A 13991-nucleotide genomic window follows, 5' to 3' on the forward strand; every position below is an offset into this window, starting at 1 on the left:
GCTGGTCGTATGCACTGAGAGCAATACGATCACCACGCCCGGTCATCGACGACGGCCGGGATGTTCCACGGTGATCGACCCGGCACCCCTGTAACGCCGGAGCGATCACTCCCTGCACCGGAACAAGGAGCGTTCATGAAGCGCAAAACCCTGGGCATCACCACCGCCCTGGTGGCCGGAGCGGCCCTGGCCGCCACGGGCACGCTGGGAGCCAACGCTGCACCGCAGCCGAGCCTCACACAACAGGAAGCTCTGCACGCCGCGGCCGAGCAGGCGGGGACGATCTCCTCCGCCCTCGGCCTGGCCGGCGGCGAGCAGCTCGTGCCCCGTGACGTCGTGCGCGACGCCGACGGCACGCACCACCTCCGCTTCGACCGCACTCTCAACGGCCTGAAGGTCATCGGCGGCGACCTCGTCGTCGCCCAGAAGTCCGGCCAGGTCACGGGCGTGACCAAGGCGTCGGAGGCCGCCCTCGCAGGCCTCGACACCTCCGCGCCCGCCACCGCGGCCGCCGGCGGCACGCTGGTCGTGTTCGCCCTGGACCACGCCCCCGTGCTCGCGTGGGAGACGGTCACGCACAGCGTCAAACAAGACCAGACGCCCAGCGAACTGCACACCTTCACCGACGCCAAGACCGGCCAGACGCTGCTGACCTACGACGGCGTGCACCACGCCGAGGGCACCGGCCAGTCCACCTACACCGGCACCGTCGCCCTCAACACCGCCCAGTCCGGCTCCACGTTCCAGCTCAAGGACCCGGCCCGCGGCAACCAGGCCGTCAACAACCTCAACAACGGCACGGGCACCGGCACCCTGTTCACCGACACCGACAACAAGTGGGGCAACGGCACCTACACCGACAAGGCCACCGCGGGCGTCGACGCCGCGTTCGGCGCCGCGAAGACCTGGGACTACTACAAGAACGTCCACGGCCGCAGCGGCATCAAGAACAACGGCCAGGGCGCGCTGAGCAAGGTCCACTACGGCAACAACTACAGCAACGCCTTCTGGTCGGACTCCTGCTTCTGCATGACCTACGGCGACGGCGCCCAGAACCGCAACCCGCTGACCTCGATCGACGTCGCCGCCCACGAGATGTCGCACGGCGTCACCGCCTCGACCGCGGGCCTGGTCTACTCCGGTGAGTCCGGCGGCCTCAACGAGGCCACCAGCGACATCTTCGGCTCCACCACGGAGTTCTACGCCGCCAACACCACCGACGCCGGCGACTACCTGATCGGCGAGAAGATCAACATCCGCGGTGACGGCAAGCCGCTGCGCTACATGGACAAGCCCTCCAAGGACGGCAAGAGCCTCGACTACTGGTCCTCCACCGCGGGCAACGTCGACGTGCACTACTCCTCGGGCATCGCCAACCACTTCTTCTACCTGCTGTCCGAGGGCAGCGGCCAGAAGACCATCAACGGCGTCGCCTACGACTCCCCCACCACCGACGGCCAGCCCGTCACCGGCATCGGCCGCGACAAGGCCGAGAAGATCTGGTACCGCGCGCTGACCACCAAATTCACCTCCAGCACCAAGTACGCCGCCGCCCGCACGGGCACCCTCGCGGCCACCGCCGACCTCTACGGCGCCTCGTCGCCCGAGTACGCGGCGGTCAACCGGGCCTGGGCCGCGGTGAACGTCAAGTAGCAGACCCACCCCGCGAGAAGCGCCGAGGTCCGGACCGACCCCCTGCACGGTCCGGGCCTCGGCAAGGCCCGTCTCAGGGCTCCAGATCGGTCGCCGCCAGGAACGACCCGTCCATGTGGAACGGCACCGACTGGTGCTCGTGCGTCACCAGCCACCGCCCGTCGCGGCGCCGCAACCCCACGGTCGTGCGCATCCACATCGAGAACCCCTCCGGGTAACCGACCGGCACCGCCGCCATCCGCGCCAGCCCGTGCACGAACGCCACGTCACCGGCCACCGCGACCTCCAGATCCCGGTGCTCGATCGTGATCGGCCCGCTGAACCCGGCCATCCACCCCGCCAACGCCTCCGGATCACGAGCATCCAGACCCGTGTTGCGCAACGGCGGCGCCAACGTGCACGTCACCGCGTCCACCGCGTACCGCGCCACGATCCGCGCGGGATCACGCAGCCGCATACCCTCCTCGTGCTCGGTGAACACCGCGAGGATCGCTACCTCGTCCTGCACCAGCGTGTGAGTCATCTCGAACTCCTCCGTCGAAAGTGGCTGACACACCGGTGTCGAGACACAGCCCGCGGTCTCGACATGGCGGTGAGAAGATTTTTCCGCCAGCCAGCCACGAGCCGGGAGGCCGCACGTGAAGTACCTGATCCTGATCTACAGCAACCCCAAGTCCCGGGCAGCGTGGGACAAGCTCACCGAAGAGCAGCAGATGAAGTTCGGCCAGGACCACTACGACCTGTCCGACAAACTCCGCGCCTCCGGTGAGCTCATCGTCAGCGAAGGCCTCCCCGGACCCGAGACCGGCAAGGGCGTGAGCATCCGAAACGGCGAGGTCGTCGTCACCGACGGACCGTTCGCCGAGGCCAAGGAATACCTCGCCGGCTTCTACCTCGTCGAAGCGGACGACATCGAGCAGGTCATCGCCCACGCCGTCACCCTGCCCGACGCCCACAACGACGGCATCGAGATCCGGCCCGTCTGGGACCCCTCGATGCTGGACGGCATGTGAACCGAGAGATGGAGGGCCTGCTGCGCACACTCGCGCCGCAGGTCCTCGGCGTCCTCGTACGCCGCCACGGCCAGTTCGACGTCTGCGAGGACGCCGTGCAGGAAGCATTGCTCGGCGCCGCCCAGCAATGGCCGGCCGACGGCATCCCCGACAACCCCAAGGGCTGGCTCATCACCGCGGCCTCGAGACGGTGGATCGAGCAGTACCGCTCCGACACCGCGCGCCGTCAGCGCGAGGACAAGGTCGTCGCCCTCACGCCCGCACCACCGGACCCGGTGCCCGCCCAGGACGACACGCTCACGCTCCTCGCGCTGTGCTGCCACGAGTCACTCACCACGGCCTCCCAGATCGCATTGACGCTGAGAGCGGTCGGTGGTCTCACGACGGCGGAGATCGCGCGGGCGTTCCTCGTGCCGGAGGCGACGGTCGCGCAGCGCATCAGCCGCGCCAAGCAGAAGATCAAACAGTCGGGAGCGAAGTTCCGGCCACCCCAGGACCTCACCGCCGTCCTGCACGTGCTCTACCTGATCTTCACCGAAGGCTCCACCGCCAGCTCCGGCGACGACCTCGTCCGCGTCGACCTCACCGCCGAAGCCATCCGCCTGACCAGGCAACTCCACCGCAGAAGGCCCGACGACGGCGAACTCACCGGCCTGCTCGCGCTGATGCTGCTCACCGACGCACGCCGCCCCGCCCGCACCAACGCCCACGGCACCCTGATCCCGCTGGCGGAACAGGACCGCTCCAAGTGGGACACCACAGCCATCACCGAAGGCAGTCAGCTGATCAGCACCGCGCTCACGACCGCGCAGATCGGTCCCTACCAGCTGCAGGCGGCCATCGCGGCCGTCCACGCCGACGCCAAGACCGCGGACGACACCGACTGGCACGAGATCCTCGGGTTGTACGACCTGCTCACCGTCACCGCACCCGGCCCGATGGTCTCACTCAACCGCATCGTCGCCGCCGCCATGGTCCACGGCCCGCAGCAGGCACTCGACGAACTGTCCACACTGGACCTCGACCACTACCGCGTCCACGCCGTCAAAGCGCATCTCCTTGACCTGCAAGGAGAACACGACCAGGCCCGGCAGGAGTACGAGAAGGCCGCCAAACTGACTCTGAGCGCACCCGAACAGCGCTACCTCAGGTCCCGGTCCCGCCACCCACGGTAGCGTCCGACGACGGCTCCTCCTGCGGCGGCGCCACCGGCACCACACCCTTCAGGTCCCCGCCGTTGTCGTTGGACCGCAACACGAACGGCCGCGTCGTCGTGTACTGCACCACCGAGATCGAACACGGATCCACCACGATCCGCTGGAACCCGTCCAGGTGCACGCCCAGAGCGTCCGCGAGAATCGACTTGATCACGTCACCGTGCGAGCACAACACCCACACCGCACCAGGACCATGCTCCTCGGTGATCCGCGCATCATGCGCACGCACAGCCGCGACAGCGCGAGCCTGAACGTGCGCGAGCCCCTCACCCTCGGGGAACACCGCGGCGGACGGATGCTGCTGCACCACCGCCCACAGCGGCTCGTTCAGCAGATCCTTCAACGCCTTACCGGTCCACGCCCCGTAATCCACTTCGGACAGATCCGGCTCCGTGACCGCCTCCAGAGAGCGGTCCGCCAGCAACGGCGCCAGCGTCTCCTCGCACCGCTGCAGAGGAGACGACACGACCGCACTCACCGGAACGTCCTTCAACCGGCCGACCAACGCCACGGCCTGAGCCTGCCCGCGCTCGTCCAAACCCACACCCACCGAACGCCCGGCGAGCACACCGGAACCGTTGGCGGTCGAACGAGCATGTCGAAGCAGGATCACCGTGGCCACGGCACCCACCTTAGATCGGCTGCAGCAACCCCATCGACAGCAGCCCCATCAGCACGAGCCCCAGCATCAACCGGTACCAGACGAAAGCCGAGTACGAATGCTTCGACACGTACTTCAACAACCACGCGATCGTCGCGTACCCCACCACGAACGCGATCAACGTCGCCACGATCATCTGCGGAACCGACGCCTGCACGCCCTCACCCGAACGCTCCAGAACGTCCGGAATGGAGAACAACCCCGCCCCGAACACCGCCGGAATCGCCAGCAGGAACGAGTACCGCGCCGCCGCCTCCCGCGTCAGCCCCAGGAACAGACCCGCCGTCAACGTGCCACCCGAACGAGAAACGCCCGGGATGAGCGCCAGCGCCTGCGCCAGCCCCATCCCGATCGCGTCCTTCATCCGCAACTCGTCCCGCTGCTGCTTGGCCATGTGATCCGCCAACCCCAGCAGCAGACCGAACACCACCAGCATCGTCGCCGTGATCCACAGGTTCCGCGCCGACGTCCGGATCTCGTCCTTGAGCAGGTAACCGAGAACCGAGATCGGCACGGAACCGATGATCACGTACCAGGCGAGCCGGTAGTCCTTCTCCTTGCGCGCCTCCGCGGAGAAAAGACCGCGGAACCAGGCGCTGATGAAGCGCCCGATGTCCTTGGCGAAGTAGATCAACACCGCCACCTCGGTACCCAACTGGATCACCGCGGTGAACGAAGCGCCCGCGTCGTTGCCGAAGAACAGCGTCGACGTGATGCGCAGGTGCGCACTGCTGGAAATCGGCAGGAATTCCGTCAGTCCTTGGACCAGTCCGAGGACCAGAGCCTGCAACCAGCTCAACTACCCACTCCTGCCAGATCCAAAGCCTCGGCCGCGGTCCGAAGACCCGCGATCCCCTGCTCCAGATCTTGCAGCATCGGCGAAACGGACAGCGTGGTGACCCCCGCGGCAGCGAGAGCCTTCATCTTGTCTGCTATGCGCTCCTTCGGGCCCAGCAACGACGTCGCGTCCAGGAACTCCAGCGGAATCGCCGCCATCGCCCCCGCGTAGTCACGAGCCAGGTACTTCTCCTGGATCTCCTCGGCCTCAGCCGGGAAACCCATGCGCACCATCAGGTTGTTGTAGAAGTTCTGCTTACGCGAACCCATACCGCCCACGTACAACGCCGTGTACGCGCGAACCGGGTCCGCACAGGCCTTCCAGTCCTCACCGACGATCAGGGGGACGGTCGGAACGACGTCGAAGCCGTCCATCGTCAGCCCGGCCTTCTCCCGGCCCGCCTTCACCGACGCCAGCGACTCCGCCGAGTACTCCGGCGAGAAGAAGATCGCCAGCCACCCGTCCGCGATCTCACCCGTCAGCTCCAGGTTCTTCGGACCGACAGCCGCGAGATAGATCGGAATCTTCTCCCGTACCGGGTGGACGGTCAGCTGCAGCGCCTTACCGGGACCATCAGGAAGCGGGAGGGTGTAGTGCTCACCCTCATAGCGCAGCTTCTCGCGAGACAGCGCCTTCTTCACGATCTCCACGTACTCACGCGTGCGCGCCAACGGCTTGTCGAACCGCACACCGTGCCAACCCTCCGACACCTGCGGACCCGACACGCCAAGACCCATCCGGAACCGCCCACCGGACAAAGTGTCCAAAGTGGCCCCGGTCATCGCGGCCATCGCCGGCGTCCGCGCCGGAATCTGGAAGATCGCGCTACCGACGTCGATGCGTTCGGTCTGCGCGGCCACCCACGCGAGCACCGTCGGCGCGTCGGAGCCGTAGGCCTCCGCGGCCCACACCACCGAAAAACCGAGTCGGTCGGCCTCTTTGGCCAGCTCAAGGTTCGCGGCGTCGTTGCCGGCGCCCCAGTATCCGAGGTTCAGTCCGAGCTTCACACGGCGAGACCCTACCGGTCAGTAACACCGATTGCCAGGCTCAGCCGATGATCACCCCTTAGCATCGCGAACGTGGAACAGCGATACCTCGGCCGCAGCGGCCTCCGCGTCTCCAGGACCGCACTGGGCACGATGACGTGGGGCCGCGACACCGACGCGGACGAGGCCGCCACCCAGCTCATGGCCTTCGCCGACGCCGGCGGCACCCTCGTCGACACCGCCGACGTCTACTCAGAAGGCGAAGCCGAACGCCTCCTCGGCACCCTCCTCGACGAAGTCGTCCCCCGCGACGAACTCGTCCTCGCCACCAAAGCCGTCGCCCGCCGCACCGAAGGCCCCTTCGGCGGAGGCGCCTCCCGCGGCGCACTCCTCTCCGCCCTCGACGGCTCCCTGCGCCGCATCGGCGTCGACCACATCGACCTCTGGCAACTCCACGCTTGGGACGCCGGCGTCCCCATCGAGGAATCACTGTCCGCCCTCGACCACGCCATCTCCTCCGGCAAGGTCCGCTACGCCGGCATCTCCAACTACAGCGGCTGGCAACTCGCCACCGCCGCCCTCACACCCACCACGTTCCCGCTGATCTCCACCCAGGTCGAGTACTCCCTGCTCGAACGCGGCATCGAACGCGAAGTCGCCCCCGCCGCCCGGCACCACGGACTCGGCCTTCTGCCATGGGCACCCCTCGGCCGCGGAGTCCTCACCGGCAAGTACCGCAACGGCACGCCGCCCGACTCCCGCGGCGCGTCCGCGCACTTCGCGGGCTACGTCGAGCAACACCGCAACGAACGCGCCGCCCGGATCGTGCAGGCCGTCTCCACCGCCGCCGAAGGCCTCGGCACCTCCGCACTGTGCGTTGCCCTGGCCTGGGTCCGCGACCGGCCCGGCGTGATCTCCCCCGTGGTCGGCGCCCGCGACACGAACCAGCTCATCGCCTCACTCGAAGCCGAACAGCTCACCCTGCCGCCGGCGATCAGGGCCGCACTGGACGACGTCAGCGCCATCGAACTCGGCTACCCCGAACGCCCCATGCCCTGACCTGTTCTTTCTAGGCTTGTTCGTGGTTCGGACCTGATCTGGGACTGGTGAACCGATGGACATTAGTTTTGTTCCACACTGAAATAATAGAGATAACTACCGAACAGAGCGGCCGAACGGGTTTCACCCCACCCCTTGCGTGACCTATGACCGCCCGTCAGGGATGCTGGAGAGGACGACTTCCGCGAAGGGAACCCGATCTTGCGCCGGCTCGCTGCTCTGCTCCTGACCACCGCCACGCTGGCAGCGTGCGGCCAGAGCGAAGGGTCACAGGATCCCCTGCAGGTCGCGGAGACCCTCGAAGCCGCCAAGCCGGCCCACTCCCCCGCCCAGAACGCCACCCCGCCCGGCGAGATCACGCCCGGCGGCACGTTCACCGAGACCGGCACCACGCTGAAGTTCCAGGTCAACGGCCGTGACGTCGAACTCGACAGGCTGCGCAGCGCCGTGTTCGAGATGACCACCGACGACAAGGGCGCCGAGACCAGGGGCGCGGGCCTGCGGGCGGGCGACGGCGCCACCAACGGCGTCCCCGACCGCTTCGGCCGGCTGCTCGTGGTCGACACCCGCGGCGGGGAGTTCATCGCGTTCTCGATCAACCCGCTGATCATGCGCCAGCGCTACCCCATGCCCGGCACCCCGTACGGCATCGCCTACGACGGCAAGCGCGACATCGCGTGGATCACGCTCACCGACCGCAACGAGGTCGTAGGACTCAACGTCGCCGCGGGAGAACCATCCGAGAAGTACCGGTTCCCCACCGTGCGCCAGCCCAACACCGTCAGCGTCGACCAGGAATCCGGACGCGTCACCGTGACGTCCGGCGACAACGGAGGGATACAGGTGATCGCACCATGAACGAAGGGGTGATCGACGGAGACTGGGAATACCGGCCGCTGCGTCTGCCGCCCGGCGTCTCCCGCCGCACCGCGACCACGCAGCTGGCCATCCAGGCCGAGTTCGCCGGCTGGGAACTGTCCCGCACGCTGCTCTACAGCGACGGCTCCCGCAAGATGTGGCTGCGCCGCAAGCGCCAGCCCGCGTTGCTGCCAGGACTCATCACCTGACGACGACGGCAGAGCCGAACGCACCCGCCTCGCACTCCGCGAGGAAGTCCGCCGGAAAGCCCCGCTCGAACGGGGCCGACGCCTCCAGGCGCGCGACCGCTTCCGGCGGCAGCACCACCTCGCCCAGGCAGTCCAGCACCTGCTCCGGAGTCCGCGCGCCCACCAGCGGCAGCGCCCCGGACGCACGCAGCCACGCCAACGCCACCTGAGCCGGCGTCGCACCCAACTCCTCCGCCACGGACCGCACCGCCCACGCCGCGCGCTGTTCCCGTTCGGTCAGCACCCCAGAACGTTGCGTGCCGCCGGACAACTTCCCCGCCGCCAACGGCGCCCACGCCGCCACGCTCAGCCCCAGCGCCGAGGCCATCGGCAGCAACTCCCTCTCAACATCGCGCCGCAGCAGGTTGTACGGCACCTGCAACCCCGAGAACGCCGTCCAGTCACGCCACTCCGCCAGCGTGTTCGCCCGCGCCACGAACCACGCCGGCGCGTCCGACACCCCGACGTAGAGCACCTTCCCCGCCCGCACCACGTCGTCCAGCGCCCGCATCGTCTCCTCGACCGGCGTGTGCCGGTCCCACAGATGCACCCACAGCACGTCCACGTAGTCCGTGCGCAACCGCCGCAACGACTGCTCCAGCGACAGCACCAGGTTCTTGCGGTGGTTCCCGCCCGCGTTCGGATCCTCCGCGTCCCGAGACAACGTGTACTTCGTCGCCACCACGAACCGGTCCCGCCGCCCCAGCACCGCGCCGAGCACCTCCTCGCTCTCGCCATAGGCCGAAGCGGTGTCCAGGAAGTTGCCACCCGCGTCGGCGTAGACGTCAATCACCCGCCGCGCCACGTCCTCGGACCGCAACGTCATCGTGCCCAGCAACAACTCCGAGACGCGCAGGCCGGTCCGGCCGAACAGTCGATATCGCATGATCCACAGCATCACCGCGGACAGTGAACGCAGGGAGACCGGCTCAGGGCCCCTCTAAGCTCAGCGGTCATGGCCGACAACGCACTGGGCCGCTTCCTGCGCGCCCGCCGCGAAGCCACCACTGCACCGAGCACCGAACGCCGCCGCACCCCAGGACTGCGCCGCGGCGAACTCGCCGACCGCGCCCGCATCAGCGTCGAGTACCTCACCCGCCTCGAACGCGGCACCGACCGCTCCCCCTCCGGCCAGGTCCTGGCCGGCCTCGCCGACGCGCTGGCCATGACCGCCGACGAGCGCGTCCACCTGTACCGGCTGATCAAGGCCGACACGACCTGCTCCCCTCCCCCGCCACCGCCGCTGCGGCCGACCGTGCGGGCCACCCTCGACGCCCTCGAGCCCACCGCGGCCGCTGTGCTGTCCCCCGCCGGCGACGTCCTCGCGAGCACCACACGATTCCGCGAGATCTCCGGCCTGAACGACGAGCAGAATCTCGTCCGCTTCGCCTTCAGTCCCGAGTCGAAGGCCCACTACCCCGACTGGGACGAGGTCGCGAACGACCGGGCCGCCGCCCTCCGCGCTGCCGCCGACCTGGGCGACCACGCGGCGGCAGCGCTCGCGTTCGAGCTCTCCATCACCGCGGGCGCCGCCTTCACCGACCGCTACGACACCGCGTCGTCCCTGCCAGCGGCCACCGGCACCGAACGCTGGGGCCGTCACCTCCTGGTGTTCGAGTCGCTGTACCTGTCAGGCGAAGGCGAACACCGGTTGATGATCTACTTCAGTCAACACTGAAGTAATAGAGCATGACGAGACGAAGACGAATGAAAGAATCACCGTCATGCCCCGCCCGGAGAAACCGCTCGACCCGTTCGCCGGGCCCGTCGAACAGTTCGCGTTCGACCTGCGCAAGCTCCGCGAGAAGGCCGGCTCCCCCGGCTACCGCGAACTCGGCAAGCTCAGCCACTACTCCGCCAGCACCCTCGCCGACGCCGCCCGCGGCCAGCGGCTGCCGAGCCTCGCCGTCACCCTCGCGTTCGTCCGGGCCTGCGGCGGCGACGAGGAGACGTGGGAACAGCGCTGGCGTGAGATCGGCGAATCCGAGCCGATCCAGCCGGAGGCCGACTCCCCCTACGTCGGCCTCAAGGCGTTCACCGAGCACGACGCCGACCGCTTCTTCGGGCGGGAACGGCTCGTCGGCAAGCTGCTGGGCAAACTCGAGCACCACGACACCGTGCTGGTCATCGGCGCGTCCGGATCGGGCAAGTCGTCGCTGCTCAGAGCAGGTCTACTGGCCCGCAGGCCGGGCGAGCTGATCACCCCGAGCACCTGCGAGACGCTCCCGGAGACCGACGGACTGCTGGTCGTCGACCAGTTCGAGGAGATCTTCGCGCTCCCCTGCCACGACGAGTTCATCGCCGCGCTCACCGAACGCCGCGGCCAGACCGTCATCGGCCTGCGCGCCGACTTCTACGGCCACTGCGCCCGGTACCCGGCCCTCGTCGACGCCGTCGAGGACGCCCAGGTCCTGGTCGGCCCGATGAGCACCGACGAGCTGCGCAAGGCCATCACCCAGCCCGCCGTCGAGGTCGGCTGTGCGCTCGAGACCGGACTCGTCGCCCGCCTCATCGCCGACGCCACCGGCGAACCCGGCGTCCTCCCCCACGTCAGCCACGCGCTGCTCGAGACGTGGCAACGCAAGCGCGGCAACACCCTCACGCTCACCAGCTACCACGAGAGCGGCGGCATCGCCCGCGCCATCGCCAACACCGCCGAGAACGCCTACACGGGCCTCGACGAGCAGCAACGCGCCCAGGCCCGGCAGGTCCTCCTGCGCCTGATCACCCCCGGCGAAGGCACCGAGGACACCAAACGCCACGTCAAACGCTCCGAGCTCGGAGCGGACGAGGTGGTCGAACACCTCGCCGAAGCACGCATCCTCACCGTCCACGGCGACAGCGTCGAGATCAGCCACGAAGCCGTCATCCGCAGCTGGCCACGCCTGCGCGACTGGATCACCGAAGCACGCGACGACCTGCGCGTGCACCGCAGGCTCACCGCCGCGGCCGCCGACTGGGAGGCGCACCAGCGCGACCCCGGCTCGCTCTACCGGGGCGTGCCGCTCACCCAGGCCTCCGACTGGTCGCACCGCGAACCCGGCGCCCTCAACGCCGAGGAGCAGGCGTTCCTCGACGCCAGCAAAGCCGCGGTCGAACACGGCCTCGCCACCGAGAAACGCCGCACCACCACCCTGCGCCGCGCGGTCGCCCTGCTCGCCGCACTGCTGCTCGTCGCCACCACCGCGACCGTGTTCGCCGTGCGTGCCCAACGACAGACCACCGAGCAACGCACCATCGCGCTCGCACAGAAGGCCATCGCCGAGGCCAACGGCCTCCAGGACCGCGACCCCGGCCTGGCGAGCCAGCTGCGCCTCGCCGCCTACCGGCTGACCGGCCTGCCCACGGCCCGCGACAGCCTGCTCAGCACGTTCGCCGGACCCCAGGTCGCGATCGCCAGGGGCCACACCGACGCGACGTCGTTCGCGCTGTTCAGCCCGGACACCAAGCTCATGGCCACGACCGCCGACGACAAGCAGCTGATCATCTGGGACATGACCGACCGGCACCACCCGGCCGAGATCAGTCGCACGCACGCCGGCGACGACGCGATCCACGGCATGGCGTTCAGCCCGGACAGCCGCACCCTGGCCACCGCGGGCTGGGACGGCCTCATCCGCCTGGTCGACCTCACCGATCCGCGCAAGCCCGTCGAGAAGGCGCGCATCACCGGCCACGACGGCCAGGTGCAGGCGGTCCAGTTCACCCCGGACGGCGCCACGCTCGTCAGCAGCGGCAGCGACAAGACCATCCGGGTCTGGGACATCTCCCGCACCGCCACACTCGTGCGCACCATCCAAGCCCACAACGACAACGTGCACGGCATCTCGCTCAACCGGACCGGCACGACGATCGCGTCCTCGTCCTGGGACGGCACCGCCAAGCTCTGGGACCTCGCGACCGGCGAGCAGCTCGCCAGCATCCCCACCGCGCCCACCAGCTTCTCCTCGGACGCCATCGCCTTCTCCTCCGGCGATCTGCTCGCCACCGGCGCCGACAGCGGCGACGTGCGGGTGTGGGACGTCAAGAACCCGCGAGAGCCGGTGCTGCTCGGCTCCGCCACCGGGCACCAGTTCTCCATCCACACGCTGGCCTTCTCCCCCGACGGCCGGTTCCTCGCCACCGGCGGCGGGGACAAGTCCACGCGGATCTTCGACGTCACCGACCCGCGTGACATCCGCCCCGCAGCGACACTCGCAGGTCACACCGACACCGTCTGGTCCGTCGCGTTCAGCTCCGACTCCGCCCAGATGGTCACCGCCACCACCGATGCCGAGGTCCGCGTGCTCGACGTGGCCGACCTGAGCTACCCCCGGCACAAGTGGACGGTGTGGAAGCTCAGCTACGCCAAGGACGGCTCGTTCTTCACGACGGTCTCGACCGACGGCGACATCAAGCTGTGGCGGCAGGTGGACCGGCACGTCGAGCAGGTCTCGGCCCTGCCGAGGCTCACCGCCGGCGCCGAGGCGGCCACCGCCGTCGTCCACCCCGGCGGCAAGCTCGTGTTCGGCTCCACCTACGCGGACAGCGCCCTGTGGGACGTCAGCGATCCCGCCAGGCCGCGGGAGATCACCAAGGTCGTCGCCGGAGGAGGGCCGCTCGTCTCCGCCGCCTTCAGCAACGACGGCAGAACGCTCGCCGTGTCCGAGGACAGCGGCGCGATCGGGCTCTGGAACATCACCGACCCGGCGAACCCGGTGAAGACCGGTGGCTTCGCCGCTCTCAAGGCCGACACCGTGTGGGAGATCGAGTTCTCCCAGGACGACCGCACGCTCGTCATCGCCAACGGCAGCCGCGAACTGCAGCTCTGGAACGTGAGCGACCCCGCCACGCCCCGCTCCTACCCCGTGCTGCGCACCGACACGAACCCCGACCCGATCCGCCGTGGCGGGCAGGCTGGCCGTGAGGAGGTCATGACCGTCGCCATCCACGGCACCGTCATGGCGTTCGCGAACATGGGCAGCAGTGGCGTGCTGTACGACATCAGCGATCCCGCACAGCCGCGCAAGCTGAGTTCCCTGCCCAACGACGGCGGGCCGCTGCAACGCCTCGCCTTCTCCCCCGACGGCACTCTCGTCGCGGCCGGGACGACCGACGACGTGGTCCGCGTGTGGGACGTGCGCGATCCCCGCAACCCCCAGGTGCGGGCAGTGCTGCACGGTCACACGGAACGGATCTGGGGCGTGGCCTTCTCGCCGGACAACCGCACGCTCACGACCACCGGCACCGATCGCACGATCCGCGTCTGGGACATCGACGTCGAAGCCACCGCGGCCCGCGTGTGCACCACTACGACGGCGCACCTGTCCAGTCGGCACTGGGAGCACTACTTCCCCGGCGTCGAGCCGAGACCTCTTTGCTGAACAACACCGCTCACCCTTCCCTCTCGCCCTATTTGTAGTGCGAAAACGTTGTGTGGTGTCGATGCGTCTGAGCTTTACAACAACGTTTGTGCAAC

The 13991-nt window shown here is 68.8% G+C and carries 13 protein-coding genes; 8 read left to right on the forward strand and 5 right to left on the reverse strand.

Features of this window, described 5'->3' with window-relative positions; all coding sequences use genetic code 11:
• Positions 1–135 precede the first annotated feature (135 nt).
• Complete coding sequence (locus tag OG205_RS09150) at positions 136–1653, forward strand: M4 family metallopeptidase (protein WP_330275818.1); 1518 nt, start codon at positions 136–138, stop codon at positions 1651–1653.
• Between the two features lie 73 nt (positions 1654–1726).
• Here the strand turns inward: OG205_RS09150 and OG205_RS09155 are convergent, their stop codons facing one another.
• Entirely contained in the window at positions 1727–2176 is a 450-nt protein-coding gene (locus OG205_RS09155) for a YybH family protein (protein ID WP_330275819.1), read from the reverse strand.
• 115 nt (positions 2177–2291) lie between these two features.
• Between OG205_RS09155 and OG205_RS09160 the strand changes: the two genes are divergently transcribed.
• A complete protein-coding gene (locus OG205_RS09160; protein ID WP_330275820.1) occupies positions 2292–2666 on the forward strand; it encodes a YciI family protein in 375 nt (124 codons plus the stop codon).
• Between the two features lie 8 nt (positions 2667–2674).
• The gene (locus tag OG205_RS09165) at positions 2675–3841 is read left to right on the forward strand and encodes an RNA polymerase sigma factor (RefSeq protein WP_330278134.1); all 1167 of its coding nucleotides are present in this window, start codon (positions 2675–2677) and stop codon (positions 3839–3841) included.
• On the opposite strand, the gene OG205_RS09170 is transcribed toward OG205_RS09165, so the two are convergent.
• Genes OG205_RS09170 through OG205_RS09180 form a run of 3 tightly spaced genes read right to left on the reverse strand, consistent with a single transcriptional unit; the run spans position 3813 to position 6389 of the window.
• A complete protein-coding gene (locus tag OG205_RS09170; RefSeq protein WP_330275821.1) occupies positions 3813–4505 on the reverse strand; it encodes a histidine phosphatase family protein in 693 nt (230 codons plus the stop codon). The two genes, OG205_RS09165 and OG205_RS09170, sit on opposite strands and share 29 nt — an antisense overlap.
• Before the next feature lie 10 nt (positions 4506–4515).
• Positions 4516–5343, reverse strand: a complete 828-nt coding sequence (locus OG205_RS09175) for an undecaprenyl-diphosphate phosphatase (protein WP_319980466.1) — start codon at positions 5341–5343, stop codon at positions 4516–4518.
• Positions 5340–6389: an LLM class F420-dependent oxidoreductase gene (locus OG205_RS09180; RefSeq protein ID WP_330275822.1), complete on the reverse strand. Its 1050-nt coding sequence runs from the start codon at positions 6387–6389 to the stop codon at positions 5340–5342. The genes OG205_RS09175 and OG205_RS09180 overlap by 4 nt, the downstream gene beginning before the upstream one ends.
• Positions 6390–6461: 72 nt before the next feature.
• Here OG205_RS09180 and OG205_RS09185 point away from each other — a divergent pair, with 72 nt between their 5' ends.
• The 3 genes from OG205_RS09185 (at position 6462) to OG205_RS09195 (ending at position 8494) form a co-directional block, all read left to right on the forward strand.
• A complete protein-coding gene (locus OG205_RS09185) occupies positions 6462–7427 on the forward strand; it encodes an aldo/keto reductase (protein WP_330275823.1) in 966 nt (321 codons plus the stop codon).
• Between the two features lie 201 nt (positions 7428–7628).
• A complete protein-coding gene (locus OG205_RS09190; RefSeq protein WP_319980463.1) occupies positions 7629–8285 on the forward strand; it encodes a YncE family protein in 657 nt (218 codons plus the stop codon).
• Positions 8282–8494, forward strand: coding sequence for a DUF5703 family protein (locus OG205_RS09195; protein ID WP_330275824.1), 213 nt, complete (start codon positions 8282–8284; stop codon positions 8492–8494). Before OG205_RS09190 ends, OG205_RS09195 begins: the two co-directional genes overlap by 4 nt.
• On the opposite strand, the gene OG205_RS09200 is transcribed toward OG205_RS09195, so the two are convergent.
• Entirely contained in the window at positions 8487–9419 is a 933-nt protein-coding gene (locus tag OG205_RS09200) for an aldo/keto reductase (RefSeq protein WP_330275825.1), read from the reverse strand. The genes OG205_RS09195 and OG205_RS09200 overlap by 8 nt on opposite strands.
• Before the next feature lie 69 nt (positions 9420–9488).
• Between OG205_RS09200 and OG205_RS09205 the strand changes: the two genes are divergently transcribed.
• Both OG205_RS09205 and OG205_RS09210 read left to right on the forward strand, forming a co-directional pair.
• Positions 9489–10211, forward strand: a complete 723-nt coding sequence (locus OG205_RS09205; RefSeq protein WP_330275826.1) for an MmyB family transcriptional regulator — start codon at positions 9489–9491, stop codon at positions 10209–10211.
• A 46-nt stretch (positions 10212–10257) separates the two neighbouring features.
• The gene (locus tag OG205_RS09210) at positions 10258–13896 is read left to right on the forward strand and encodes an nSTAND1 domain-containing NTPase (protein WP_330275827.1); all 3639 of its coding nucleotides are present in this window, start codon (positions 10258–10260) and stop codon (positions 13894–13896) included.
• Positions 13897–13991: the final 95 nt, after the last annotated feature.

It is taken from the genome of Lentzea sp. NBC_00516, from assembly GCF_036346835.1.
Taxonomy (GTDB): Bacteria; Actinomycetota; Actinomycetes; order Mycobacteriales; family Pseudonocardiaceae; genus Lentzea; species Lentzea sokolovensis.

Coding starts and splice junctions, on each gene's coding strand:
- OG205_RS09150 (WP_330275818.1), top strand. CDS start 136: ATGAAGCGCAAAACCCTGGGCATCACCACCGCCCTGGTGGCCGGAGCG.
- OG205_RS09155 (WP_330275819.1), bottom strand. CDS start 2,176: ATGACTCACACGCTGGTGCAGGACGAGGTAGCGATCCTCGCGGTGTTC.
- OG205_RS09165 (WP_330278134.1), top strand. CDS start 2,675: ATGGAGGGCCTGCTGCGCACACTCGCGCCGCAGGTCCTCGGCGTCCTC.
- OG205_RS09195 (WP_330275824.1), top strand. CDS start 8,282: ATGAACGAAGGGGTGATCGACGGAGACTGGGAATACCGGCCGCTGCGT.
- OG205_RS09200 (WP_330275825.1), bottom strand. CDS start 9,419: ATGCGATATCGACTGTTCGGCCGGACCGGCCTGCGCGTCTCGGAGTTG.
- OG205_RS09205 (WP_330275826.1), top strand. CDS start 9,489: ATGGCCGACAACGCACTGGGCCGCTTCCTGCGCGCCCGCCGCGAAGCC.
- OG205_RS09210 (WP_330275827.1), top strand. CDS start 10,258: ATGCCCCGCCCGGAGAAACCGCTCGACCCGTTCGCCGGGCCCGTCGAA.